This window comes from Pseudomonas monachiensis, assembly GCF_047345015.1.
Lineage (GTDB): Bacteria > Pseudomonadota > Gammaproteobacteria > Pseudomonadales > Pseudomonadaceae > Aquipseudomonas > Aquipseudomonas monachiensis.
In genome coordinates this window covers 2,551,610-2,577,979 of sequence record NZ_CP178857.1, presented here as the reverse complement: position 1 = coordinate 2,577,979, position 26,370 = coordinate 2,551,610, and the positions used below count along the sequence as shown (strand labels likewise).

Annotated in this window: 15 protein-coding genes and 2 pseudogenes; 9 read left to right on the top strand and 8 right to left on the bottom strand. The window is 60.7% G+C overall.

Annotated features, from left to right (window positions below; genetic code table 11):
- Positions 1-17: 17 nt before the first annotated feature.
- The 4 genes from ACMDB8_RS11640 to ACMDB8_RS11625 form a co-directional block, all read right to left on the bottom strand.
- Entirely contained in the window at positions 18-1,664 is a 1,647-nt protein-coding gene (locus ACMDB8_RS11640; RefSeq protein ID WP_409078998.1) for a DUF1254 domain-containing protein, read from the bottom strand.
- A gap of 187 nt (positions 1,665-1,851) precedes the next feature.
- Positions 1,852-2,892 (bottom strand): saccharopine dehydrogenase family protein, encoded by a 1,041-nt coding sequence (locus tag ACMDB8_RS11635; RefSeq protein ID WP_409078999.1) that lies wholly within the window; start codon positions 2,890-2,892, stop codon positions 1,852-1,854.
- A 35-nt stretch (positions 2,893-2,927) separates the two neighbouring features.
- Complete coding sequence (locus ACMDB8_RS11630) at positions 2,928-5,429, bottom strand: LuxR C-terminal-related transcriptional regulator (RefSeq protein WP_409079000.1); 2,502 nt, start codon at positions 5,427-5,429, stop codon at positions 2,928-2,930.
- Between the two features lie 184 nt (positions 5,430-5,613).
- Positions 5,614-7,515, bottom strand: a complete 1,902-nt coding sequence (locus ACMDB8_RS11625; RefSeq protein ID WP_409079001.1) for a DUF1302 domain-containing protein — start codon at positions 7,513-7,515, stop codon at positions 5,614-5,616.
- Between the two features lie 249 nt (positions 7,516-7,764).
- On the opposite strand from ACMDB8_RS11625, the gene ACMDB8_RS11620 reads away from it, so the two are divergent.
- The 3 genes and pseudogenes from ACMDB8_RS11620 to ACMDB8_RS11610 all read left to right on the top strand — a co-directional run.
- A complete protein-coding gene (locus ACMDB8_RS11620) occupies positions 7,765-9,132 on the top strand; it encodes a DUF1329 domain-containing protein (RefSeq protein WP_409079002.1) in 1,368 nt (455 codons plus the stop codon).
- 225 nt (positions 9,133-9,357) lie between these two features.
- Positions 9,358-11,988, top strand: coding sequence for a LuxR C-terminal-related transcriptional regulator (locus ACMDB8_RS11615; RefSeq protein ID WP_409079003.1), 2,631 nt, complete (start codon positions 9,358-9,360; stop codon positions 11,986-11,988).
- A gap of 79 nt (positions 11,989-12,067) precedes the next feature.
- Positions 12,068-12,718: pseudogene (locus ACMDB8_RS11610) on the top strand (Ig-like domain-containing protein); the annotation flags it as partial.
- Positions 12,719-12,814: 96 nt separating this feature from the next.
- Here the strand turns inward: ACMDB8_RS11610 and ACMDB8_RS11605 are convergent.
- From ACMDB8_RS11605 to nirB, 3 genes are all read right to left on the bottom strand, one after another.
- A complete protein-coding gene (locus tag ACMDB8_RS11605; protein ID WP_223542804.1) occupies positions 12,815-13,255 on the bottom strand; it encodes a CBS domain-containing protein in 441 nt (146 codons plus the stop codon).
- 77 nt (positions 13,256-13,332) lie between these two features.
- Positions 13,333-13,719, bottom strand: a complete 387-nt coding sequence (gene nirD, locus ACMDB8_RS11600) for a nitrite reductase small subunit NirD (RefSeq protein WP_056725130.1) — start codon at positions 13,717-13,719, stop codon at positions 13,333-13,335.
- Complete coding sequence (nirB, locus tag ACMDB8_RS11595; protein WP_409079004.1) at positions 13,719-16,280, bottom strand: nitrite reductase large subunit NirB; 2,562 nt, start codon at positions 16,278-16,280, stop codon at positions 13,719-13,721. Before nirB ends, nirD begins: the two co-directional genes overlap by 1 nt.
- 247 nt (positions 16,281-16,527) lie before the next feature.
- Here nirB and ACMDB8_RS11590 point away from each other — a divergent pair, with 247 nt between their 5' ends.
- The 5 genes from ACMDB8_RS11590 to ACMDB8_RS11570 all read left to right on the top strand — a co-directional run bounded on the left by ACMDB8_RS11590 (position 16,528) and on the right by ACMDB8_RS11570 (position 21,584).
- Complete coding sequence (locus ACMDB8_RS11590) at positions 16,528-17,013, top strand: hypothetical protein (RefSeq protein ID WP_409079005.1); 486 nt, start codon at positions 16,528-16,530, stop codon at positions 17,011-17,013.
- A 204-nt stretch (positions 17,014-17,217) separates the two neighbouring features.
- Positions 17,218-17,778, top strand: a complete 561-nt coding sequence (locus tag ACMDB8_RS11585; RefSeq protein ID WP_056725134.1) for a YSC84-related protein — start codon at positions 17,218-17,220, stop codon at positions 17,776-17,778.
- 224 nt (positions 17,779-18,002) lie between these two features.
- A complete protein-coding gene (gltS, locus tag ACMDB8_RS11580; protein WP_409079006.1) occupies positions 18,003-19,217 on the top strand; it encodes a sodium/glutamate symporter in 1,215 nt (404 codons plus the stop codon).
- Between the two features lie 167 nt (positions 19,218-19,384).
- Positions 19,385-19,684 carry a hypothetical protein gene (locus tag ACMDB8_RS11575; protein WP_082562971.1) on the top strand — a complete coding sequence of 100 codons (300 nt, stop codon included), beginning with the start codon at positions 19,385-19,387 and terminating at the stop codon, positions 19,682-19,684.
- A 160-nt stretch (positions 19,685-19,844) separates the two neighbouring features.
- A complete protein-coding gene (locus tag ACMDB8_RS11570) occupies positions 19,845-21,584 on the top strand; it encodes a dipeptidase (RefSeq protein ID WP_409079007.1) in 1,740 nt (579 codons plus the stop codon).
- Positions 21,585-21,729: 145 nt separating this feature from the next.
- On the opposite strand, the pseudogene ACMDB8_RS28465 reads toward ACMDB8_RS11570, so the two are convergent.
- Positions 21,730-21,822: pseudogene (locus ACMDB8_RS28465) on the bottom strand (DUF6124 family protein); the annotation flags it as partial.
- A gap of 233 nt (positions 21,823-22,055) precedes the next feature.
- Between ACMDB8_RS28465 and ACMDB8_RS11565 the strand changes: the two are divergent.
- Positions 22,056-26,291, top strand: a complete 4,236-nt coding sequence (locus tag ACMDB8_RS11565; protein ID WP_413966575.1) for a DUF5801 repeats-in-toxin domain-containing protein — start codon at positions 22,056-22,058, stop codon at positions 26,289-26,291.
- Positions 26,292-26,370 lie beyond the last annotated feature (79 nt).

Genomic DNA, 26,370 nt, shown 5'->3' with positions numbered 1-26,370 from the left:
GCGCGTCGTTGCACTCGCTACTGGACCAGCGTTATATCGCCGGGCTTCCATGTCTTGCTGAAAAAGGCTTCGAGCGGGCTGTACAGCCGCAGGATGGTGAACCAGCCTTTGTTCGGATCGGTCTGAATCCAGTTGCCCGCCTCCACGCCTGCGGGTTTGTTCGGGCTGAAGTACACGGTAGTCGAGCCATCGCTGCCCGGCACTGCGGCCGGGGTCGGATAGTTCTGGCTGCCGGCGCGCGGGTAGCGTTGCGGCGTGTCGAGCATCGAGCGGGTCTGGTTGTCATACACGGTGAAGGACCAGAACTTCCCGGCCGGAATCTTCGGCGGCAGCGTGACCTTGTAGGTCTTGCTGCCATCGAAATACTCGCCCTTGGCGTCCGCCACGCCGACCAGGTACTGCGAGCCGATGTCGGTCAGGCGCATGATCATCGCCGGGGTGATGAAGGTGTAGCCGAAGAACATCGTCGTGCGCACGTTGAGGGTGCGCGCCCCGGTCGGTGGATTGACGCTGATGGCGCCTTCCGGGCTGACCTGCGGCGGTGGCGTTTCGAAGTTGTAGCCGCCGAGGAACAACGGGTTGAACCAGGAAGTCGAATCCGGGTAGTAGTAGCCGCCGTCCGAGGGCCGGAAGCGAAAGTTCAGGCTGCGCGCCGCCGCGTTCCCAATGTGCGCCGCATCGGTGAGGATCTTCTTCATGCGCTCATCGGGCGCAAAGGGTTTGCCCTTGACGATGCCGATGGCGGCCAGCGAACCCATGATTTCCGTGGAAAACGCCGTCGCCGGTTCCTTCTGCACCACGTCGTTGAGCAGCTCGAAATAGCTGAAGTCGCTCGGGGGCACCGTGTTCATGACCTTGCCCGTGCCTTCGGTGAACTGCACCGGCTCCTTGGGTCGCAGGAACGACCAGTCCAGCTGGTGCTCCGGTGTGCGCGCCAGCGTTGCATTGCCCTGCAAGGCAGTCCCGATGCTGGTGCCGTAGCCGCCGGGCAGGTAGGGATAGACCTTGAGGGTGTTCTTGATGCGCGCGACCACCGGTTTCGGATCGTCTTTTTCCAGGAACGAACGCCCGAGCAGCGTGGCGCGGGTGGTGTTCATTTTCTTCACAAAGTAGCCGCCCTCCGGCAGCTCGCCCTTGTAGTCGGGCGGCAGGAACAGGTATTTGCCGCCCTCGCCACGGTCGGGGCCGGGCAGGCCGAAATCGGTCACCCACTGGAACCACATGTCGTCGACCACGCCGAGCGAGAGCGGCGGCGTCTCGACCACGATCGGGCCCTTGCTGACGTCCAGGTTGACCCAGAAATACACGGTATCGGCGTTGGCCGTAAGGAACAGCGACTTGGCGTCCATCAGCCCGGAGAAGATCAAGGCGGTGTTGTTCGGTATGCCGGCCTCCTGGAAGCCCTTGAAGATGGCGGCGACCGAAGCGCCCTGGTAGGCGTTGACGAAGGCTTCGACGCCATGCATCAGGTCCAGGTAGTCATAGGCCTTGGTGACCGTCTCTTTGCTCGGTGCGCCATCCTTGTATTCGAGGGGGCCGAGACTGGATTCGACCCGGTCGGGCGTGGCAATCGAGGGTGGAATGGCCGCTGCGGCCTGGACTGCAGTACAGAGGGGCAGGATGGCGGAAACCATGATTGCCCCTAGAAGTGTGCGTTGATGCATTGAGCGTCTCCCTGCATTGGCTCCCGCAGGATTGCTGGCCATGAATCACGCGCACCAGGAATCCTGCCTTGGGGAGCACATCAATTGTTGAATGTAATCGTGGCCTACGAAATGCACTGCCGGGGTAGGTCAGGAAAGACACGAAGCAGTGTAGATCAATTCCCCCGCCGCCCTGCCCCGCAGGCGCTTAGTGTTCCCACTCCACCCCGGGCAACGATTGAATGAACTCGTTGCCCATCAGCATGGCCGGGGTATGGAAACCGGCGACAGGCCCTTTCAGGCAATGCATAGCGATGGCCAGCCCGGCTTCCACGGTCAGTCGATAGACACTCGGCGCCGAGAGTACTGCCGTGAGCTTGCGGCCATCGGTGGCCACCGCTTCTCCCCAGAATTGGGTTCGGTGATTGTCCAGCTCTGTGTGACTCGGCCCGCCCCTGTAGAATCTGTCGACCAGATGCTTGAGCCAGCGTTGCGCCGTGGGCGTTGCCAGCAGGCCACTGAAGGCAGAAGTCAGGCGCAAGAAAACGCCCATGCCCAACGGCAGCGCGGTATACACCATGCCGTTGGGCACTCCCGTGGACACACCCGCGGTATAGACGTCTGCCCAGGGAATGGTCACGCTCCAGCGGGCGCGATCCTTGAAGGGAACCCGCCGAATGCGATAGCCATTGGCGACTTTTTTCAACTGATGGTCGCGCCTGATGAGGCCACCCAGACGAATGCCTTCGACCAGGGTCTTGAGGCTGCCGGCGCTGGGTCGTGTCCCGAACGCGAACGCCAGGTCAATGCGCTGGGCGTCGGGCATGCGCGCCTTGAGGCCGGCGGCCAGGCAATCGGTCGGTACGATGTCAAAACCCGCGCCCGGGCAGAGCAGTATCGAGGCCGCCTTGGCCCGGGCATCCAGCTCATGGCACATCTGAAACACCGACAGCTCGCCGGCGATGTCCACGTAGTGAATACCCAATTCCAGGCACGCCTCCACCAGCGGCCGAGCCGTGGCCGAAAACGGCCCGGCGCAATTGAGCACGACAGCGATGTCGTCCAGAGCGCCCACGGCATCTTCCAGGGCGAACACCCGATATTCGATGCGCAGCTCATCGGCCAGGGGACGCAGCCGGGTGTCTGAGCGTGCGGCAATCACCACATCGAGATTTCTCTGCGCGGCCGCGCGACACATGAGTTCGCCGCTGTAGCCATTGGCCCCGTAAATCAACAGCTTGTTTTTCATTAGACACCTCAGGTTTGTGTTGTGGTGCTGCCGGGTCACGCCACCAGACCGAGCATCTTCGCGCGGACCACCGCTTGAGTCCGGCGCGATACACCCAGTTTCACGTTGATTTTCTGCGCATGGCTTTTCACGGTATGAAGAGAGATAAACAGCGATTCGGCGATTTCCTGATTCGATAATCCCCGGGAAATCATTTCCAGTACCGACAGTTCCCGCTGACTGAGCAGGACCGCCGTGGTGCAGACCGTGGCGTCGTTGAATACGTCCTTGCCCCAGCGCGTCAAGCCGGGGCTGCGCTGACTGCAAACGCACAGTGCGTGTTTCAGGCCGATTTGCCGGGCCAGCGCCAGACCATCGAGCAAGCTCATTTGCGCCTTGCCTTGCAGATTCTGGGCATACTGGGCTTCGGCCAGGCTGAGCCAGAGTTCGCAGGCCAGGGTCCGTCGCCCCTGGAGCAGGGCCCGTTTGAGCATGGATTCCAGTTGCACGCGCACATCCTGCCCCGACGCCGTGCGTACCTGGCAGAACAACAGTTCCAGGCGCTGGACCAGCTCCGGGCTGCCAAATGGCGGCTTGCAAGCACCAGCACCGCGGTAGTGCGCCAGGATTTTTTCAAGTGCCTGCCCTGCCCGCTCGGGCCGTCCTTGCTGCAGCCACAGTTCGCCGTAGGCCAGCACCAGCGGCCCCATGTACAGCGGCTCGGCGATGTTGCGCCATTGCATCAGGCGCTTGGCCTGTGCCAGGCGAGTAAAGGCCTGGTCGAGATCGTCGGCCGCGGCATCGAGCGCAGCCAGTCCGATATAAGCGTCGATGACCAGTGGGTCTTCGCAGGCCAGACCCGCGTGCAAACCATTCTGGAAATGCCCGGCGGCCTCCGGGTAACGCCCTTGCTTGAGCAGGATCTCGCCCAGGCGCACCTGTGTCCGGCCCCACAGCAGGTCAGGCTCCGCCCAAGTGCCATTGAGTTCGCCCTGCAACTGGCGCAGCAGACTCTCGGCCCGGGTCAATTCGCCGCGAATGCCCAGCAGTTGCACGTGTTGCAGGACCAGAAGCGCCTCCAGACCAAGGCTGCCGCGTTCCCGTGCCAGGCGGGTGGCCGTACCGCTGAGGTCATGGGCGGTTTCCAGGTGAGCGTCGACCTGGGCGAGTTCGATGAAGGCCATCCGGGTCATGAGCTGTTGCGCGCAGGCTGCTGGCGACAATAACGCCAGTGCCTCGCCCAGGTCGCTGTTCGACGGCAAGGGTTGACCACGCTGGGCGGCGATCATGGCGGTCAGTACTTGCCATTGTGCGAGCAATTCGCGCTGCTGCCGGGCACCGGGTTGAGGCAAAAATCGTTGCAACCGGTTGGCGCTTTGCGCTGCCGCTTCGAGGCGACCGCTGAGCAACAGTGCCCAGGCATCGAGGATCAACAGCGACGGTGTACGGCACAGCAGGTCGCGCGGCAGGATCTTGCATCCACTCAGAACTCGGGCCAGCTCACGGCCCTGGAACAAGCTTTCCAACGGCAATTGCTGCAAGAGTTCGGCAGCCAACTCGCCGTCGCTTGCCAACAGGGCCAGTTCAATTGCGGGCCGAACCTGATGCTCGCGGCGATACCAGTCACACGCACGGCGGTACAGCGCCTGTTTCGCCGCCTCGTCGACTTGCCTGGCGAGTACGCCTGTTATGGCCGGCCAAACGCGAAAGCGTTGATGTCTGTTGTCCAGTACCTCAATGAATTGGCCGCACTCGTACAACCGGTCGATGGGTGGCGCTCCCTCGACCGATGCCAGCAGATGCTCGCAGAGCCCGGCATCGAAGGCAGGCAGGTAAGCCAGGGTGCAAAGGGTTTGTTGCCAGGCCGCAGGCAAGGCGGCAAGCACTTCTTCTTCAAGGTAACGCTGGAGCAACGCTGCGTCGGTTTCATGGCCTGACGCATGCCCCTGCCCGGCACCGTGCAAGTGCAAGCGGATCCCGGTGTACCAGCCCCCGGTGCGGGCCAGCAGTTCGTCGACAGCCCAGGGTTGTACTGTCTGCCCGCGGCCGTGCAAAACGGCTGTCAACTCATCGGCCGTCAAGGCCATCTGCGCGGCGCCCAACTCGAATAACTCGCCCTCCAGCAACAGGCGCGTCAAGGGCAAGGCTGGCCGGCGACGACTGGCGATCCACCATTGAACCTGACAGGACGACGCCTGCAAAAGCCGGTTCAAACAGTCGTCAAGGCTTCCTTCGATGGCACCGGGCAGACCGTCGAGCATCAGCCAGACAGGCGTCTGCCGCTGCTGCAGGTGGGTTTGCACCGATTGAAAATCTGCGTGTTCCAGACCCAGGGCCGCAGCCAGGCAATCCAGCCACTCCATCTCCTGAAGTTGCCGACCCTGAAGATCAAACCACAGCAGCGGGACATCGACCGGGCATTGTCGGGCGCACTCGCGCAACAGCAAGCTTTTGCCACAGCCAGCCGGCGCCCAGATCAGGCGCAGCCGGCAGCGCGCCTCAAGCAACGCATCGCGCAGCCGGCAGCGGGGAATGAATCCGTTAGGAAGGGGGGGCATTCTGGACACACTGCTCTCCTGTCTCGCCAAGGGCCCGGGGGCGCAAGCTTGATCGCCGCTCATGCTAGTCGATGGCATTGCAGGCTTTAGTCCCCGCAATGGGGGATAGCCGACTCGCCATGAGCCATTTTTCAAGTGCGCGCCCCGGTGCCCTGGGACTGAGTCAATGTTTCCCGGAGAAGCGTTAGAAGTTCACCCCGACACTGAGGGCGACAAAGTCGCGATCAGTGGAGGTGTTGAAGTCGCCACCAAAGAAGTCGGTGTACGACAGACTGGCGGTGTAGGTGTTGAGGTAATCGGCATCCAGGCCAAGGCTGACGGCTTTGCGCCCCTCTTCAAAGTTGCCGCCGGGACCGGGCGAGTAGCCATTCACGTCATGGGACCAGGCAACGCTCGGCTTGAGGTTGATACCGGCAAATACGTTGGTGTAATCAAGGATTGCACGGCCGCGATAGCCCCAGGAGGTGGCGGTGGTGAAACCGTCGTTGTTGCAGTTTTTGTCGACGTTTTTACCGTTGGCGCCCACTGCTCCCGCGTTGATGGCATGGCAGGTATCGGCGGGCAAGGCGCCCGGGCCGAACACCGCGTCGCGCCCGTAACGTGCCTGGGATTTACTCTCCAGGCCGCCCACATGGGTCACCCCGACTTCACCGACCACCGTCAGACGCTCGGCGCCCAGGACCTGGTCGAAGAAGTGCACGAAGGTGCTTTGCAACTGGCTAATTTCCTTGCGCTCATAGCCATGGACCGTGCTGCCCGGAATGGATGCCGGATCGCCCCCAAGGACCGAAAAGTTGGAGAAGCCGGAGAACGGCCCGCCAAACTGCGCCAGGCCACGCACGCCGCTGTAGAGGACATCCGTGGTATTGAGTTGCACCGGGGCGTTGGGGCGATAGCTGACCTCGCCGGTCCAGGAAGTACCGGTGGGCAACGTGGTCGCGAAGCTCAAGCCGTACAGGCGAATATCTTCCGGGTACTCGATGAAATATTGGCTGCCTGCCGCTACGTTGGCGATCGCCACACCCTGGCGCGCAGCGCCTGGCACGGTGGGCGACGAAGCACCGGCCAGAATACCCGCCGACTCCCGGTAGGTTGCCTGGTTCGCCACTTCGGCACTGAAAATCGGTGCGCGGGAGTGGTAGTTCATGTAATAGCCGCCGAATTCGGTGTTCAGTGAATCGACCATCCAGCGCAGTGCCAGCCCGTACTGGCCACTGTCGCGTGCATCGCGGTCGCCGCTGCGCGGCACGATCACCCCTTCCGACGTGGTTTGGTAGCCGAACGCCGAACCGAACGGCGCGAGGCCAGGCGACAGAACCGCCAGGTTGCGATTGCAACCGTCCGCCACGACGTCCGGCTGGGAGAAGAACGTGCCGCAGTTGTCGACCACGGTCTGATCCCATTCCAGCTGGTAAAACGCTTCGGCGGAGATGTTGTCGGTCAGGCTCTGGGAAATGGTGAACATGTTCACCGGGATCAGGCCTTCCTTGACTTCCGCACCGGGGCGGCGGAAAGCCGAGACATCGATCGGGTTGATCGCGTTGATGCCGTTCTGGATGAAGGTGCTTTCACCCCAGCTGACGACCTGCTTGCCCAGGCGCACCGAACCCGGCGCGTCGCCAATGCTGTAGTTGTGGTAGACGAAGGCGTCGAGTAATTGCGAACCGGCGGATTTGGCGCCCTCCTTGCGTCCGTTGTCGCTGATGTCCTTGAACGGACGGCTTTCATCCTTGAGTTCGAAGTCGTACCAGTATTTGCCCCGCACGAACACACCGGAGTCGCCGTATTTGAGCTCCAGGTCGTGAATGCCCTTGAAAATCTTCGAGAAGGTTTCGCCTTTCTTGAAGTTCAGGTGGCTGTCATCGGTGGTTTGCGCCAGGCCATCGCCGCCGTTGTTCGAACCGATGAAATCCTTGTCCGCTCCGCGCACCGACCAGCTGGCGCCCACCGACAGGGAGGTGTCGAACGTACCTTCGATTTCGCCGATATTGAAGCTGGCTGCCTGGGCCTGGGCCGCGCAGCCAAGGGCGATGGCTACAGCAAGCCCCGTGAGCTTGAATTCTGCGCGCGTTATTGTTTTTTTCATGCGGCTCCCCTGTTGGGTTTTTGTTGGTCGCCGCAGCTAATCAGTTCTCCCCGCCCGAACGTAAGCGACGAAAGAGTGATTCAAAAACTCATACCTGCCCGGCCTTTTAGACGCCCCCCAAACGGGGGAGATTTCCCGCCGCCTCAGTGCGTTAGCGTGTTCCAAGAGCAATCTTTCTTGCTCGGCCGATGACTTGCGGCGAGCTGCGGCGCAAGTCCGGGCCCACTTACGTTGTCGAGGAAAGTTGAAATGCAAACAATAAGAACCTGGCTCAAAGCCGGAGCTTTCTCCCTCACTGCCCTGTCCACCGCGGCGATGGCGGCAGTCCCTGCCGAAGAGGCTGCACAACTGGGCGCAAAACTCACTCCCATGGGCGCAGAGAAAGCCGCCAATGCCAGCGGCAGCATTCCAGCCTGGACCGGTGGCCTGCCGGTAACCGCCGCCCCGGTGGATGCCAACGGTTTCCTCAGCGATCCCTTCGCCTCGGACAAACCCTTGTTCACCATCACCAAGGACAACCTGGCGCTGTACAAGGACAACCTCACGCCGGGTCAGCTGGAAATGTTCAAGCGTTATGGCGACACTTACAAAATGCCGGTTTACCAGACGCGCCGCAGTGCGGCCACCCCGGATTCGGTGTACGCCGCAGTGAAAAAAAACGCCACCACGACGAATCTGATCCAGGGCGGTAATGGCCTGGAGAACTTCGACACGGCGATACCGTTTCCAATCCCGAAAAGCGGTGTGGAGGTGATCTGGAACCACATCACGCGTTACCGCGGCGGCAGTTTTCGTCGGGTGATTACCCAAGCCACCCCTCAGGCCAACGGCGCCGGCACCTTGGTGACTTTTGAGGATCAGTTCACCTACCGCACGCAGCTCAAGGACTACGATCCGAAAGAGCCGAGCAACGTCATGTTCTATTTCACCCAGAACGTACTGCAACCGGCACGGCTGTCGGGCAATGTACTTCTGGTGCATGAAACCATCGACCAGGTAAAAGAACCCCGTCTGGCCTGGATGTACAATGCCGGTCAACGCCGCGTCCGCCGAGCCCCGCAGGTCGCCTACGATGGACCGGGACTGGCCACCGATGGTCTGCGCACCTCCGACAACTACGACATGTATAACGGTTCACCTGACCGCTATGACTGGAAGCTGGTCGGCAAGAAGGAAATCTACATTCCGTACAACAGCTACAAGCTGGCTTCCACCAAGCTGAAATACGATGACATTCTCAAGCCAGGCCATATCGACCAGAACCTGACGCGCTATGAGTTGCATCGAGTCTGGGAAGTCGAAGCTACCCTCAAGCCCGGTCAGCGTCATATCTATGCCAAACGTCACTTTTTCATCGACGAGGACACCTGGCAGGCCGCCGAGGTCGATCATTACGATGGCCGCGGCCAACTCTGGCGTGTAGCCGAAGCCCATGCCATGCAGTTGTATGATCATCTGGTTCCATATTATGCGTTTGAGACCCTGTACGACCTGCAATCGGGCCGTTACCTGGCCTTGGGCATGACCAACCAGGAGAAACGCTTCTACGATTTCGATTTCCAGGCCAGCAAGGCCGATTACTCCACCGCCGCCTTGCGTAACGCTGGCGTACGCTGAAGCGCAACCGTTCGCCGAATACCCGGCACCAGGCCACCCTTGCGGTGGCCTTTTTTCGTATCCGACGCAAACTGGAATGCCCAGCGCCGCGTCATGCGCCAACCCGGTGTCACGGTGTGCGTGCCTATACTGTCGAAGGGTCATTCCCAAGTACGCCCTCCTCCAAAAAAAATACGGGTCAGTATGTCAGCCATAACGACAATGCCATTGTTGGCGACCAAGCTCATGCCTCCGCGTCGCGGCCGTGGAACCTTGCCCAGGCCACGTCTGGAGCAACTGATCGAGCAAATTGCCCACGCCACCCTCACGGTACTCAAGGCTCCGCCTGGATTTGGCAAGAGCACCCTCGCCAGTGCCTGGGCACAGGCGGCTTTGGCACGTGGTGCGCGGGTCGCCTGGCTGACCCTGGACGAAACCGATGCCACGCCCGAGCGCTTGTTGTTGCATGTGGCCGCGGCGGTCCAGCGGGGCTTCAAGGACGACCTGGAGCAAGACCTGATCAAGGACCTGCTTCTGCTGCCCGGCGACCAGTTGGGGATCTTGCTGCTCAACGAACTGGAGCGCAGCTCGCAGAGCAGTTTCCTGTTTATCGACGACTACCACAGTGTGCCGCCGCAAGTGCTGATCAGTGCCTTCGACCAGATCATTCGCTATGCCCCGGATAACCTGCACCTGGTGTTTTGCGGACGCAGCGACTTGCCACCGACCTTGTACGCGCACCTCTACAGCGACGCCTGCCTGGAAATAGACGTCGGTCAGCTACGTTTCGATCTGGACGAAACTCGTGATCTGCTGCTGCGGTCGGGCCTGGAAGCCGTCGATGCAGGCGAAGTACTGGACTTGCACAATGCCACGGAAGGCTGGATCGCTGCGTTGCGCGCCAGTCTTCTGTCCCTGCGCCAGCGTCCTGCGGGCAGTATGCGTCTGCCCAAGAGTATCTCCGGTTTGCTCGATGAATTACTCGAACGCCTGCCAATAGAACTGGCCGGGCAACTGCCACGCTTGGCCACCGTGGAACGCTTCAATGCGACGCTGGCACAAGCCCTGACGGGGCACCCCAATGGGCATGCACTGATCGAGGATATCGAACGCCTGCAGTTGTTTCTCACCGGAATCGACGACGCTGGCGAGTGGTTCAGCTTTCATCCCTTGTTTCGCGAGCACCTGTGTCGCCGCCTGCAAGCGGACGAACTCAATACGTCGCTGCGTTGCGCCGCGCAGTGGTTCGCAGCGGAGCAACTATGGACCGACGCAGTGCGTTGCGCATTGGCTGCCGGCGACAACGACAGCGCCCAGAAATGGATCACCCATTGCGCCATTATGCTGGTCGAAAGGGCCGATTTCATCATCCTGCTGGACTGGCAACGCCAGTTGCAGGACCACCTGTTGCAAAGCCCGCCGCAATTGAAACTGGCGCTGGCCTGGGCGTCTGGCCTGGCAATGACCCGCAGCAACTCTCGCCAGTTACTCGATGAGGTCAAGGCTGAATGGACAGAACTGCAGCGTTTCCATGAACAGGATGATCTCTACTGGGAATGCCAGGCTCTGCACGCCATGTTGCTGGCACTGGACGACCAGGTGGAAATAGCCGGCAGGCTGGCCGAACAGTGCCTGCCACACCTCAAGGACCACCCCTGGATCTGCAATACCCTGCAATGCGTAGTCGGTTATGGCCATTTGGGGGCCTGCCGCTGGGAGGCGTTCTACAGTGTGCCGCCGACGATCTGCGCACCGCTGGAGCGCAGTCGCTACCTGGCCAACCAGGTATACCGGCTGACGCTGATGGGTCTTGCCGAGATCTTGCAAGGTCGGTTTTCCCAAGCCGCGGCCATCCTTGAGGAGGCACTGCGTTGCAGCTCCCGGGAGGGCCGCGAACAGAACCAGGCGCCGGTGCTGCGGGCGATACCTGCCAGTTTCCTGGCCAACGTTCGGTACTTGCAGGGGCGCCTGGATGAAGCGGCCCGGCTCAGTCTGGAAAACATCGAGATTGCAAAACTCGGCGGATTTCTCGACTGCGCTGCCAGCGTGTTTGTCACCGCCAGTGGTTTGAGCAGCAACCGTGGCAGCCTGCAAGGCGCGCGCAGTTTTCTTGAAGACGGCGAGCGCCTTGCGCAGACCCGCCAGTGGCCGCGCATGCAAGCGCAACTGTTGCTGGAGCGCACGCGCATCAGTTTGCTCGAACACAAGCATCACGAGGCGCTGGCCTGTGCCCAGCAACTCGAGGCATTACAGGTCGGCCATCCACCACAAACCAGCGACAGCCTCGATGAGTACCAGTGCCTCGCCAGCCTCGCCGGACTGTGGTGCGAGGCCGCCGGTCTATCGCGCCAGGCCGATCTGGCCATGGCCGAGCATCTCGGCCGACTGGCGATGCACCACAATCACCGATTGATGCAGATCCGCCTTGCCTCCAGTCGTGCCTTGGTCTGTTGGCAACGCCAGCAGACGAACAGTGCATTGAAATCCCTTCTAGAGGCCTGCAGCCTGGTCGAAGCCACGGGCGCCCGGCAACTGCTCGCGGACTTGCCAGCCAGCGAGCACTTGCAAAAGCTCGCAGCCTATGCGCTGCAGCAGGACATCAGCCAGAGCGAAAAAGCACAACTGCGGCAGTTACTACCGGGCGCAGTCAGCGCAAATCAGTTGGCCAGCCAGCTGCGCACGACCATCAGCCTGACCAGCAAGGAACGCAATGTGTTGAAATTGGTGGCCGAGGGCAAGTCAAACAAGGAGATGGCCAAACTACTCGGCATCACCCCCGAGACCATCAAGAGCCATATGAAAAACATCTTCGGCAAGCTCAATGTCGACAGCCGCGCCCAAGCTGCTGTGGCAGCCAAGGCGAGTGGTTTCATCTAATGTTGCCGTGCCAAAAACCTCTGTCCGACATGGTCAACGTAAGATTACTCAGCCAGCTATTTCAGTTGGAACAGCAGGATACGTCAATTCCGCTGCGCTGCCGACCTTCCGCACTGGCGATAGACGTCAAGAGGACGGTGATAACCAAAAACCGATTGCCAACCCCGACAGCGCCATCAGTAACACCGGTCAACCGGTGATCATCAACGTGCTGGCCAACGACACCGACCCTGACGGTAACGTGCCGCTCAAAGTGGTGGGTCTGGAGCAACCGGACTCCGGCAAGGGCGTGGTCAACACCGATGGCCTGCGCGTGACCTACACACCACCAGCCACCGTCCCCGCGCCGTTCACCGCGACCTTTTCCTATAGGGCCAGCGATGCCAGGAACGCGGAGTCGGCACCGGCGACTGTGTCCGTGGCGGTCTCGGCAGCGATCAACGAGAGCCTGATCGTCACCAGCGCCACCGTCACCGCCCGCAGCAACAGCCGCTGGTATTGGGTCCTGTCCGGCACCACCTCCCGAGGCACGGGCAATACCATCACGGCGACGGCCACGACCACCACCGGTACGGTGAACCTTGGCGCCGCCGTCCTGACGCTGACACCGACAGGCGCGCGCTGGAACATAGCGGTGACCACTGCCGGCAGTGGTCCGTCGCCTAACCCGACGGCGACCATCAAGTCGGCCTTCGGCAAAACCGTGACGGTGCCGATAAAGGCGAACTGAGCACAACAGGCATTAGCGATGCGGGCCTCCTTGAGGCCCTCTTGCTACACCGGCCTGGATTTTAAAGCGTGCAGACCCAACCTGCCCCCGGTCGCTTTAATGTCCGCGGATGTAGTGTTCCAGTTGCCGGATCAGTTCGGTCTGCTCGACGATGGCTTCCTTGACCAGATCACCAATCGACAACAGGCCGATCAACTGGTCGCCCTGCACCACCGGCAGATGGCGCAGATGACTGTCGGTCATCACCGCCATGCAACGCTCAATGCTCTGCTGACTGTCTGCTGTCACGACGGGTGCGCTCATGATGGCCCGGACCGGCGTACCGACCGAAGAGCGCCCCTGTAGAACGACCTTGCGCGCATAGTCGCGTTCGCTGATCACGCCGACCACCTGCCCCTCCTCCATGACGGGCAGGGCACCGACATTTTTTTCCGCCATCATCTTCAATGCTTCAAGCACCGTCTGGTCTGGCGCGATGCTATGCACCCGCCGGTTCTGCACGGCCTTGAGTTTCAGCAGTTGTGCGGCTGTTTTCATACGAGCCTCCGATACTGTTTGTCATTGATCATCGACTCCGCCGGAACCTGGCACAGCCCCCGGCAAAATCCATCTGGTCAGGCCACCGCGACCTCAACCAGGCCTGCGTTCAGGCGCACCGGCCAGACCCGCAGGCGCTGCTGCGGGTACTCCAGGCAACTGCCGTCCTCAAGACGGAAATGCTGTTTGTAGAGTGGCGAGGCAATCACCAGGTCGCCCTTGATGCTGCCGATCAACCCGCGCCCGATGACATTTGCCCCGGATTGCGGGTCATGATTATCGACGGCATAAAGGGTCTTGCCCTCGGCAGCCGGCAGGTAGAACAGCGCCACTTGTGCACCGTCGAGCCAGACCACGACGCCGGAGTTACTCACCAGATCTTCCTGGCTGCACACCGCTTGCCAGGCATCGGGGTTGACCAGGGACGAACTGGAATAGGCTCGCTGGGTATCGGACTGGCTCATCAGGCAATCTCCTCGATGACAGGGATAAGGTGGAGTTCAGAGGCCATGATCGGCCGGCGCTGACCGCGTTCCTGGACAAAATGGATGTCCGGGTCCGGGCGTTGATCGTTGACGAAGGTGCGAAAACGCTTGAGTTTTTCCGGGTCTTTGAGGGCATTGGCCCATTCGCATTCGTAGCGGTTGACCACCAGTTGCATCTGCGATTCGAGCTCCGCGCCAAGCCCCAGGCTGTCGTTGATGATCACGTCCTTGAGGTAATCCAGGCCGCCCTCCAGGCTCTCGCGCCAGACCGAGGTGCGCTGCAATTTGTCGGCGGTGCGGATGTAGAACATCAGGAAGCGGTCGATGTAACGGATCAGGGTGGCGTCATCGAGGTCGGTGGCGAACAACTCGGCGTGGCGCGGGCGCATGCCGCCGTTACCGGCCACGTAGAGGTTCCAGCCTTTCTCGGTGGCGATCACGCCCACGTCCTTGCTCTGCGCCTCAGCGCACTCACGGGTGCAACCGGAGACCGCGAACTTGAGCTTGTGCGGCGAACGCAGCCCCTTGTAGCGATCCTCGAGGGTCAGGGCCATTTTCACGCTGTCCTGCACGCCATAGCGGCACCAGGTGCTGCCGACGCAGGACTTCACCGTGCGGGTCGATTTGCCGTAGGCATGCCCGGTTTCGAAACCGGCCTCGATCAACTCGGACCAGATGTCCGGCAACTGATGCAACTGTGCGCCGAACAGGTCGATGCGCTGCCCGCCGGTGATTTTGGTGTAGAGGTCGTATTTCTTCGCCACCACGCCAATCGCGATCAGCTTGTCCGCCGTGATCTCGCCCCCGGCGATGCGTGGCACCACCGAGTAGGTGCCGTTTTTCTGCATGTTGGCCATGAAGGTGTCGTTGGTGTCCTGCAACGGCACCAGCGACGTGTCCATGATCGGCTGGTTCCAGCACGAGGCGAGGATCGAGCCCACCGCCGGTTTGCAGACGTCGCAACCGGTGTGGCCACGGCCATGTTTGGCCAACAGTTCATCGAAGGTGATCACGCCCTCTACCCGTACCAGCGCATAAAGCTCCTGGCGGGTGTAGGCGAAGTGTTCGCACAGGCTCTTGTCGACACTGACGCCACGGGCAATCAGCTCATGCTCGAACACTTGCTTGAGCAACCCGGCGCATCCGCCGCAGCCGGTACAGGCCTTGGTCTGCGACTTGAGCTGGCCCAGGTCGGTGCAACCGCCGTCGATGGCCGAACAGATGGAGCCCTTGGTGACGTTATGACAGGAACACACCGTGGCCGACTCCGGCAGCGCACCCGGCCCCAGGGTCGGCGCGCCTTCGGAGGACGGCAGAATCAGACTGGCGGGTTCTGCTGGCAAGGCGATGCCGTTCTGCATGTATTGCAGCAAGGTGTCGTAATAGCTGTTGTCACCGACCAGCACTGCACCCAGGACGTGTTTGCCACTGGCATCCACCACCAGGCGGCGATAGCTGGCGCTGGTTTCGTCGATGAATTGATAGCTGCGTGCGCCCGGGGTGTTGCCGTGGGCGTCGCCGATGGAGCCGACATCCACCCCCAGCAGCTTGAGTTTGGTCGACATGTCGGCACCGGTGAACGGCTCGGCGACTTCGTTGCACAAACGGGCCGCGACGCTGCGCGCCATCTGGTAACCCGGCGCGACCAGGCCGAACAGGCTGCCGTTCCATGAGGCGCACTCACCGATGGCGTAGATGTTCGGGTCGCAACTCAGGCACGTGTCGTCGATCACCACGCCCCCGCGCGGACCGATCTGCAGTGCGCATTGACGGGCCAGCGCGTCTTGAGCGCGGATACCGGCGGAAAACACGATCAGGTCGGTTTCGAGGCATTCGTCATTGGCGAAATTCATGCGATAGCGGTACTGCTCGCCCGCGCTGATCGATTGAGTGGCGCGGGACAGGTGTACACCGACGCCCAGTCGTTCGATCTGCGCCTTGAGCGCCTGGCCACCGAGGTCATCGAGCTGTACCGGCATCAAGCGCGGCGCGAATTCCACCACGTGGGCTTCAAGCCCCAGGCTCTTCAACGCGTTCGCGGCTTCCAGCCCCAGCAAGCCACCGCCGACCACCACACCGCGCCGGGCATTGGCCGCCGCAGCCCGAATGGCATCGAGGTCTTCCAGGGTGCGATAGACCAGGCGCGATTCACCTTCGGCGCCTTCGATGGGCGGAACAAACGGATAAGAACCGGTGGCCAGGACCAATTTGTCATACGTGACGCCACCTTGCGCGGTGACCACCTGGCGACGGACGCGGTCGATCTCCAATACCGGCACACCCAGATGCAGCGTAACGCCGGGCGTCTGGTAGAGAGACACATCGGACAGCGCCAGCGACTCGGCATCACGACCTGCGAAGTACTCGGAAAGATGCACACGGTCATAGGCGCGCATCGGCTCTTCACTGAAGACGTGCAGCCGGTAATGCTCAAGCGCTCCCCGCTCGATCAACTGTTCGACACAATGATGTCCGACCATGCCATTACCGATCACGATCAGCGTTTGCATCTTGTTCAACGTGGCAACATTGGAATTCATAGAAAGCACCCAGCCCGAGCCAATCACGGTTTTAAAAGCAAAAAAAAACGCCTGAAACCTTTCGGTTCCAGGCGTCTTTGCCTGTTCTTTGGCGGTGTTGAAACCAGACGTCTATGCCTGATCCACCGATGTTGCCCACGACCTGTTCGGCCAATCGATCGTCGTTGACCGAGGGGGCTGTCCACACGAATGCTCTCCAGGTGGACCTGATGACAGCCTTGCAGCCTTTGTGCCAGCCTGCGACAGAGTGACTTCAACTATCTGGAAACACTGGTTTTTGAGCCTGGGGCGAGTGTCACGACGCTGGAGCTGGCGCGGGCGAAAGCGCTTTGCGGCGCTTCCGACTGGTGCAAGTTGTTGTGCATGGCGCTTTATAAAAGTGCATGGACAGTTCGATTCCTCAGCTCGTTGGAGCGAAAGCCTGTTTCTGGCAGCGATCAGCTTTTCCTGTCAGCCCTGTCATGTCGTCGTCACATCCACCCATCACAATGGGATCAGCCAAAAGGATTTGGCCCATCTACAAAGAGCTTGGCCGACACCGGGCTTTTTCACTTGCTACGACATGCTTTTCACGAAACGATCACAAGATGGAGCGCAGATTGGAAACACAAAAGGATTTGACCCCAAACAGAAGGCCCGCCATTGCGCGGGCCTTTTGCTGCCTGCATTGAGCGCGGGACGAAGCGATTTCAACCCTTCGCAAGGTGAAACTGGCGGCAAGAAGCAGAACTGACAGCGAACCCGGCCATTACCCAGTGGTCATAACAGCTGATGGCAGCGCAAACGATCAGTGGCCCAGAGCCCACTTCATTCAGGAGCGCAGCCTGCAATTCACACATTTCAGGGTGCGCCGGATAACCTCAGTGGGTTCGGTTCCTGCGTGACGCGGGCACTTGCCGCTGCTCTCATCCCCCTGCTCCCTCAGCGGAGTACGCAAATGACTCAATCAATACGGTTTTTCCTCTCGTTCTTCCTCGCGATTGCAACATTGGCATCGGCCGCATTACTGAACAATGCCGCAGCGGCCACCGCCGAGGATCTGAATGCCGACGCTCGACAGGCATTGCAAACGCTCTACAAGAGCCATCCATTCTCCGAAACCATCTCGCACCAAGCCAAGGCGGTGCTGGTTTTCCCGAACATCATCAAGGCCGGTCTCGTGTTCGGCGGCAGCTATGGCGAAGGCGTACTGATGAAAGGCTCGAAAGTCGAGAACTACTACAACTCCGTCAGCGGTTCATGGGGGCTGCAGGCCGGCGCCCAGTCGTACGGCTATGCGGTTTTCCTGATGACCGATAAAGCCGTGGACTATGTTGCCAAAACCAAAGGCTGGGAAATCGGTGTGGGGCCAACGGTTGTCGTGGTGGATGAAGGGGTTGCGAAGAACCTGTCCAGCTCGACGCTGAAGGACGACGCCTACGCGTTCATCTTCGACCAGCAAGGATTAATGGCGGGCGTCAGTATCGAGGGAACGAAGATCTCACTGATCAAGCGCTGAAGTTCCCGTCTGACTGGCCATCGGGAGCGTGATGGCGGCCTGTGCCAAACCGGATGGGTTTTTCCGTTTAGGCTAGGCTGTCCTCACCCCTGGCGCACAGACGCACCTGATGATTGGGAAGCTATCTGGACGAGCAAGGCTGTTTCGACCATTCATTGATACAGGTCTAAACATTGAACGAGCGAATCCTGATAATGATTTTCCAGTTTTTTGGTAGGCCTTAAATGACTTCACAGCTCTTCCAGATTCACGGCCTCGTGAGTTTTACCCTCGCCATCCTCCTGCTTTTCCTCGGCAAGACCCTCGTCCAGCACAACGCCTTTCTGCGTCAATACTGCATCCCGGAGTCGGTAGTTGGCGGTTTCGTCTGTGCGGCGGTGACGTCCTTGCTGTACTTCGGCCTGAATATCCAGATCGAATTCGATCTGCAAGTTCGCGACACCCTGCTGCTCTATTTCTTTGCCGGCATAGGCTTGAAATCGGACATGCGCCAACTGCTCAAGGGTGGGCGCCCGCTGCTGATCCTGCTGTTGCTCGCCGCCGTGTTCATTCTGCTGCAGAACTCCCTGGGCATGGGTGTGGCCGAGGCGTTTGGGCTTGATCCCAAGGCGGGCTTGATGGTGGGCTCCATTTCCCTCACGGGTGGGGTGGGCACCACCCTGGCCTGGGCACCGCTTTTTGTCGAAAAACTGGGCATCAGCAACGCCCACGAATTGGGCATCGCCAGTAACACCGTGGGCCTGATTGCCGCTTGCGTCATCGGTGGCCCAATCGCCAACCAGTTGATTCGCCGTTATCAACTGACGCCGTCCAGGGATGCGGAGCTGGAAGTCGGCATTCTCGAGCAACAACCGGGCAAGGCGCTGGACTACTACGACGTGCTCTGGGCGTGGATGTGGCTCAACCTGACCCTGATGCTCGGCTATGGACTCAACCTGCTGCTGGTCGATGCCGGCATCACCCTGCCCAAGTTTGTCAGCTGCCTGTTCGCGGGCATCGTCATTCACCACCTCGTTCTGGCCTTTGTCGGTGACCAGCGACTGAAAACCTGGAGCGGTGCCAGCCTGGGCCTGTCGCTGATCTCCGATATCTGCCTGGGCATGTTCTTGACCATGGCCCTGATGGGGCTTCAGCTCTGGCAGCTCAGCGGCGCGTTGATGTTCATTCTGTGCGCGTTGACCCTGCAGATCCTGCTGACGGTCGCCTATACGTATTTTGTGGTTTTCCGCTTTATGGGGCGCAATTACGAAGCCAGCGTGATCGCTTCAGGATTCGGCGGGATTGCCCTCGGTTCCACGGCGACGGCCATCGTCAACATGTCGACCGTGACGCAAAAGTACGGTGCGGCGCACCAGGCCTTCCTGATCGTGCCGCTGGTGTGCGGCTTTTTCATTGACCTGGTTAATGCCGTGATCATCAGCATGTTCAGTGGCCTGTAGCGACCTCGGCCCGGCTCTCGGACGGCCAGACACGCTGTACGAAGGAAAGCGGACGAAAGGAGCAGCAGGATCGATGCCGCAAGGATAGGCTCAGAGAAAGAGTGTGCCCCGGCCCTGATCCGGCCAGGTACGGTCTCAAATGCGCCTCTTGCTGCAGGGGAACCGGGATGACGGGACACACTGCGCGACAATGCTCGTCATGGCTCCTGCTATCCCTGCTCGCCGTCGATCTGGCGCTGATCGCCGGCTGCTCAGGCAAAGCCAGCACGGCTCGCTATTCAGCCTCCAGCGTCGGCTCGGCCTGCTATGCAAAAGCCCTCCCCACTGTCGGCGAAGGCGGCCTCGCCTGGGGCGACACCCTGGACATGGCTCGGCAGAAATCCCTGAGTAATTGCATACGTTATGCCGGCCGATCCGGTGGCACGCCAAGTACCTGCAAAGTGGTGATGGCAGAATGTAAGCATTGATAGAGCGGTTTTTCATTTCTGCGCCGCTTTTGCATTTCTGTGCGACAGATCCCACTTCAGGGGCTCCCGTTTCACACGCTCGTGGTGTTAGTTTTGAAAAGTTTCTGATCGACTGATCAGATATTTCTTACAAACCGCCTGCAAAGGAATGCCCCCAGCAATGGATTTTTCCCTCAAGCACCTGGCTGCGACCACCCTCATGCTCGCCAGCCTTTCGTCGTTCACCACCGCTGCCCACGCCAATATCACCCCGCAACAGAGCGCGATCATCCTCAAGACCTTCAGTGATGCATCGGTCAAGGATTTCAGGCAGTTCCTGGCAAGCCTGGCCAACAGCGATATCGCCAGGACCGACGACCTCGGCCCGGCCATCCGTGCCTTCCTCGACAACAAGACGCTTAGCGCTGAACAGCAAAACGAAATCCATCGTTTGCTTGGCCTCTATGCCCGGGTGAAATACGGTAGCGCGGCCACCGAAACCCTGAAGGAGCTGGTGGCCATTCCGACCGTGCGCGTGGAAGGTGTCGACCAGCACGACAATCCCGAATTCATCAAGATTGCCGAGAAGATCAAGGGCCTGGCCCAGGCGTTCAACCTGAACTTTCGCAACATCGACAACCGCGTCTACGAGATCTCCCTCGAAGGCAGCGGCGATGAAGTCGTGGGCATCCACGCCCATGCCGATGTGGTGCCGGTAACGCCGGAAAACTGGGTACTGCAGGACGGCACCCGCCTCGATCCGTTCAAGGTCACCCTGATCGGCGATCGCATGTATGGCCGCGGCACCGAGGATGACAAGAACGGCATCGTGGTGGCGCTCTACGCCATGAAGATCATCAAGGAAGAGAAGCTGCCGCTGGCCCGCAACTTCAAGCTGCTGGTGGACACCACCGAAGAGACCACGGGCGACGCCATCCCCTACTACTTCGAACGCAACCCGACGCCCAACTACAACCTGGCGCTGGATGGCGGCTACCCGGTGGTGATCGCCGAGAAAGGCTACGGCACGGTCATGGCCAGCTTCGCCAAGCGCACCGCACAAGGCAAGGGCGCAGAAATCACCTCGATGACCGGTGGCATGGCCACCAACCAGATACCGTCGACTTCGGTCGCGACCCTGGTGACCGACAAGCCCGCCGAACTGGCCGCCAGCCTGCAAAAGGCCGGCACCGAATATGCCAAGCGCAACGGCGGCAATTTCGAGGTCGCCGCCAAGGTCGACGGCAAGGACGTCAAGCTGACGGTCACCGGCGTGTCCGCCCACTCCTCCGAGCCCGAGTCCGGCGTCAACCCGGTGGCCAGGATGCTCGACTTCATCAATGGCCTCGACGGCAAGGTCGCGCTCAAGCACAACCAGATCACCGACGCCGCCCGCTACGCCGCCGACAACTGGGGGCTGGACTACCTGGGTGGCAAGTTGGGGGTCGGTTTTGCCGATGAGTTCATGGGCCCGCTGACCACCTCCCTGACCTATGTCGGGATGGACGACAAAGCCTTCAAGCTCGCGGTCAACCTGCGCGTGCCGAAGGGCAAGTCGCCGGACGTGCTCAAGTCCGAAATCGCCGCAAAGCTGGACGCCTGGAGCAAGAAGACCAGCATCGCACCAGCCTTCGACCTGTCGATTGCCGAACCGATGTACCGCAACCCCGAGGGCGAATGGGTCAAGGCCCTGCTCGCGGTGGCCAGCGAAAACCTCGGCATGGAACACAAGTTCGGCACCTCCGCCGGCGCCACGTCCGTGCATGAACTGCCCAACGGCGTGCAATTCGGCCTGGCCATGCCGGACGTGAAGTACACCGGTCACAACGACAACGAGTTCAAGACCACCGAGCAGTTCCTGCTGGACTTGCAGATCGTGACCGAAATGATGGGCCGCATCGGGCAATTGCCGAAACTGTGATCCCCCTTCGGACCCGCCCTTCTGGCGGGTCTACTTCCAGAACTGCAGTAAAACCCCGGAAGATCGCAGCCTGCGGCAGCTCCTACGCATTAAGCGATCCCCGTAGGAGCTGCCGCAGGCTGCGATCTCTTGATCTTTTTTACCTTCAACCAGGCGGATCAATCTGATCCAGCACCCGGTTCGCCGTGATCTGCGCCAGCATCACGCTGTTGGAAATGCCCAGCAGCGCATCTTCAGCGTTTGGCGTAGTGGTGGACGCGCTGCGTTACAAGCGCTGAGTCGTCACATGCGGAATAGGCGGCTCCGTTGCTTCGCGTCATCCCGTCTCCCCTTCCCAGTAGTCTGAATCTCCCAGCCCGCCTGGGAGTATCGGCCGATGTATATCGTCCGGCGTTTATCCATAGTTGTGGCATGTCCCAGAAATAGGTCCACGGTCAGGCCTTGGTGTCTGCAACTGCTTTGGAGAAAGTCATGGCTACTATCAAAAAAAATTTATCGTCAACGAACGATCCGAACGCTCTATTTACCCAGCCCCTCACCACTGACCTCAATAGCTCATTGGTGACAACATCGATTACCGCCAGCACTTTGGGCGTCGTGGCGACCGGCGAGAGCGTTACGCTGGACGAAACGGCCGGGTTGCAGAACAGCACCGCCACGCCAACCCCCGCGGGGGACGCTGACGACAACGACATTCTGCTGGCGTCCCTGCCCACGACCTTCACTACCCGTTTATCCGCACTGGGGGCCGGAACCGCAACGGGTGCGGCCTTGAGCGGCTATACCGGTGCCGCCGACAACAGCGGCAGCGATGCATTCACCATCACCGCCGCGCCCGGCGCAAGCATTACCGATATCAGCTTCACCGACAGCTCAGGCGCACCGCTCGATGGCCTGGACAGCGGACTCGATACCCTCGATGGCACCAGCATCCTTCTCTATACCGATACGAACGACAACAACATCGTTCTGGGTCGAGCCGGGGGCCCGGCCGGCGCGATCGTGTTTGCGGCCTACATTGAAGAAACCGGTTCGCCGGTCACGGGCGGCAAGCTCTGGACCGTGGAATACCAGCCGCTCAAGCATCCCGATGTGACGAACGCCGATGACTCGCTCAATCTGCTGGACAAGGTTTTCATCGGAACCAGTGAGGACCTGGAGTTCAGCCTGGCCAATGCGCCCTCCGGTCAGAACCTGTTCCTGATGTTCACGAAGGCAAACCCGAACGTTATCGATGACGGTGGTGTGTTGCGGATCACTGATCCCACGATCATCGCCACCGGCAAGGACCCCGCAGACCAGTCAAGCGGCGTCAACATAAACACTGGTGACACGATCAATACCAGCCAGGCGGGCGGCCCGACCACCTTCGGCACCAACAACCAGATGATTGTGGAGCAAGAGGGCATCCGCTTTTCGTTCGTCACCGGTGCCAGGCAGGATTTGACCGTTCCCAACCTGGACCAGAACGAAGCCGACCTTGAAGCCAACGTCGACTTTACCGACGTCTTCAATGCGAAATCGGCCAATTTCGACGTGGTGCAATTGCAAAGCGGCAAGAGCGCCGTGGTAAGGGTCAGCGCATTCAGCACCGCTGCTGAACCTGGTGTGAATTTCATCAATGGGTATGCCAATGATACGACGGTGGCCATCACCAATGTCCGCGTCGTCAACAATAGCACCGGGCTGGTGATCGAGAATTCAGACGGTTCGGTGAATGATCCGGCCATCACCATCAGCTTTACCGCTGCAGGCGTTGCAACCATCACCGGCGTTAAAGCCGGCTACCAGATTGAATACACCACAGCGTCGGATCACAACCGCGTGCTCGTGGAGAACGGGGCCGCCGTCAATGCCAAGGGCAATGACCACGCCGACTTTGATATCGGTGGTTTCACGCTGGTAAAAGCCTCTGTTACGACCACTGAAATCGGCTCCCGGATGATCTTCGAAGACGACGGACCGAGCATCACCACCACCGGCACGGAGCCGACACTGACGGTGGACGAAACGATACTGACGACCGACGCCACCCAGAGCTTTGCCGCCAACTTCAACTCGGCGTTTGGCGCCGATGGGGCCGGTACCCTGACCTATGCGCTGGGCGTGGTGACCGGGGCTTCCGGGCTGATCGACACGGCCTCGGGCGAGGCGGTGAACCTGTCGCTCAATGGCAGCGTGGTGGAAGGCCGCACTGCCACGGGCAACCTGCTGGTATTCACGGTCAGCGTGGCCGCCAATGGCAACGTCACGCTCGACCAGATCCGCGCCGTGGTGCATGCCGACGCCACCAATCCCGATGACTCGACGAGCCTGACCTCGGACAACCTGGTAACGCTGACGGCGACCATCACCGACGGGGACGGCGACAGCGCCCTGGCGACGCTGAACATCGGGCAGAACCTGGTGTTCAAGGACGACGGGCCGAGCATCACCACCACCGGCGTGGAGCCGACGCTGACAGTGGATGAAACGGTACTGGCGACCGACGCCACCCAGAGCTTTGCCGCCAACTTCAATTCGGCATTTGGCGCCGATGGTGCCGGCACCCTGACCTATGCGCTGGGCGTGGTAGCCGGGGCTTCCGGGTTGATCGACACGGCCTCGGGCCAGGCGGTGAACCTGTCACTCAATGGCACGGTGGTCGAAGGGCGTACGGCCCTCAGCGACCTGCTGGTGTTCACGGTCAGCGTGGCCGCCAATGGCAACGTCACGCTCGACCAGATCCGCGCCGTGGTGCATCCCGACGCCACCAATCCCGATGACTCGACGAGCCTGACCTCGGACAACCTGGTGACGCTGACCGCGACCATCACCGACAAGGAGGGCGACAGTGCCTTGGCGACCCTCAACATCGGGCAGAACCTGGTGTTCAAGGACGACGGACCGAGCATCACCACCACCGGTGTGGAGCCGACGCTGACGGTGGACGAGACGGTACTGGCGACCAACGATACCCAGAGCTTCGCTGCCAACTTCAATTCGGCGTTTGGCGCCGATGGGGCCGGCACCCTGACCTACGCGCTGGGCGTGGTGGCCGGGGCCTCCGGGTTGATCGACACGGCCTCGGGCCAGGCGGTGAACCTGTCGCTCAACGGCACCGTGGTCGAAGGGCGTACAGCCCTCAATAACCTGCTGGTGTTCACGGTCAGCGTCGCCACCAATGGCAGCGTCACGCTCGACCAGGCCCGCGCCGTGGTGCATGCCGACCCAAGCAATCCCGATGATTCGAGGAGTTTGACCTCGGACAACCTGGTGACGCTGACCGCGATCAAGACCGACGCAGACGGCGACAGCGCCCTGGCAACCCTGAACATCGGGCAGAACCTGGTGTTCAAGGATGACGGTCCGGCACTCAGTTTCGGCAACCTGATCGGGACCGGTAGCGTCCTGGCGCAATCCGGATTCTGGAATATGGCGACGGGAGCCGACGGGCTGGGTGCGGCCGGTCTGGACATCTCGTTGGTCAATGATCAGTTCACCCTCGTCAGGCCCGACAACACGACCACGACCGGGACCGGCACGCTCACCGAGCAGACGCCATCACCGGACGCCAATGGCGCGTACCAGTTCACGGGAACCTTGACCGGTGATTTCGACAACAACGCTGCAACGGCGAATACCACCGTCGACTACACGTTGACCGCCTATTCCGATGGTCACTATGCACTGGATCTGGTGCAGGGCTTCAGTTCGACGATCGTGCTCAGCAGTGCCGACGGCTCGCTCGCTGCCGGCGGCCCGGATCCGGTGCGCACCTTGTTGATTCCTCAGACGAATGACCCGGCTATTCCTTCGACATCCGAGGAGATCGTGTTCTTTTCCGCGAAGGCGCTGGCCTCGACCGCGGACATCCTGAGCGGCATCGGGCTCGGAGCCCCCGACCCCACCGAAGCCGCGCTACAGACCAACCCCCTGCCGTCGTACATCGACCCTGCATCCATGAACGTCAGCACGTCCGGCATCGGCGTCGGCAACAACGTCTTCCAGGGCGATAACCTGGCGGCCATCAGCGCCGCCGATGAAAGCTTCGTGATCAATCCAGAGACCCTGCTGACGGGCATGAAGGTCTTCATCGACAACTCCGTGGCGGGTTACAACACGGCGACCGAAGACCTGTACTACAGGATCTACTACGCCGATGGCACGTTTTCGGACCGCGTCGAGGTGAACACCTTGACGCCGGAGGCTGGCGGACAGGTGTCCTTCCTCGTCGAGAAGGCGGGTGCGTCACTGATCGACGCCGTTCAGCTGACGATGGGCCGGGGCGATATCAAGATCCCGGTGATCCAGTTCATTCAGCAGAGCGAGAGTCTGGCCAGCGATGTCCAGCTGGCGTTCAGCGCGACGCTGACGGACAAGGATGGGGACTCGGCGACCAGTACATTTGACGCCAACCTGTTCGCCAACGACCCGGCCAACGCCCCCTTCGACTTCACACTGGTGGGCACGATCGGTGAGCAGGATGCGTTCAACATCGATCTGTCAGTCAATGAAAACCTGTACCAGGTCACCGGCTTCGATACGGGTTCAGGCGTGCAAGACAAGCTGGTGCTCAACGGCGACCCGAACGCCGTTGTCCAATCGATCGATAACACCGGTGCAGACGGCGTCGTGACGGTTGCCGAAGCTGGCGGACAAACAACGACCATCACCGTGGTCGGGGCCCATGTCGAGAGTACCGATATCTTTTTTGGCAGTGCTTGAGGCTTTGCGCGTGAACAGATGCGAGGGAGGCCTAGGAAACCACCCTCGCATTCTTTTTGCGGTCCGATACGAGATTCGC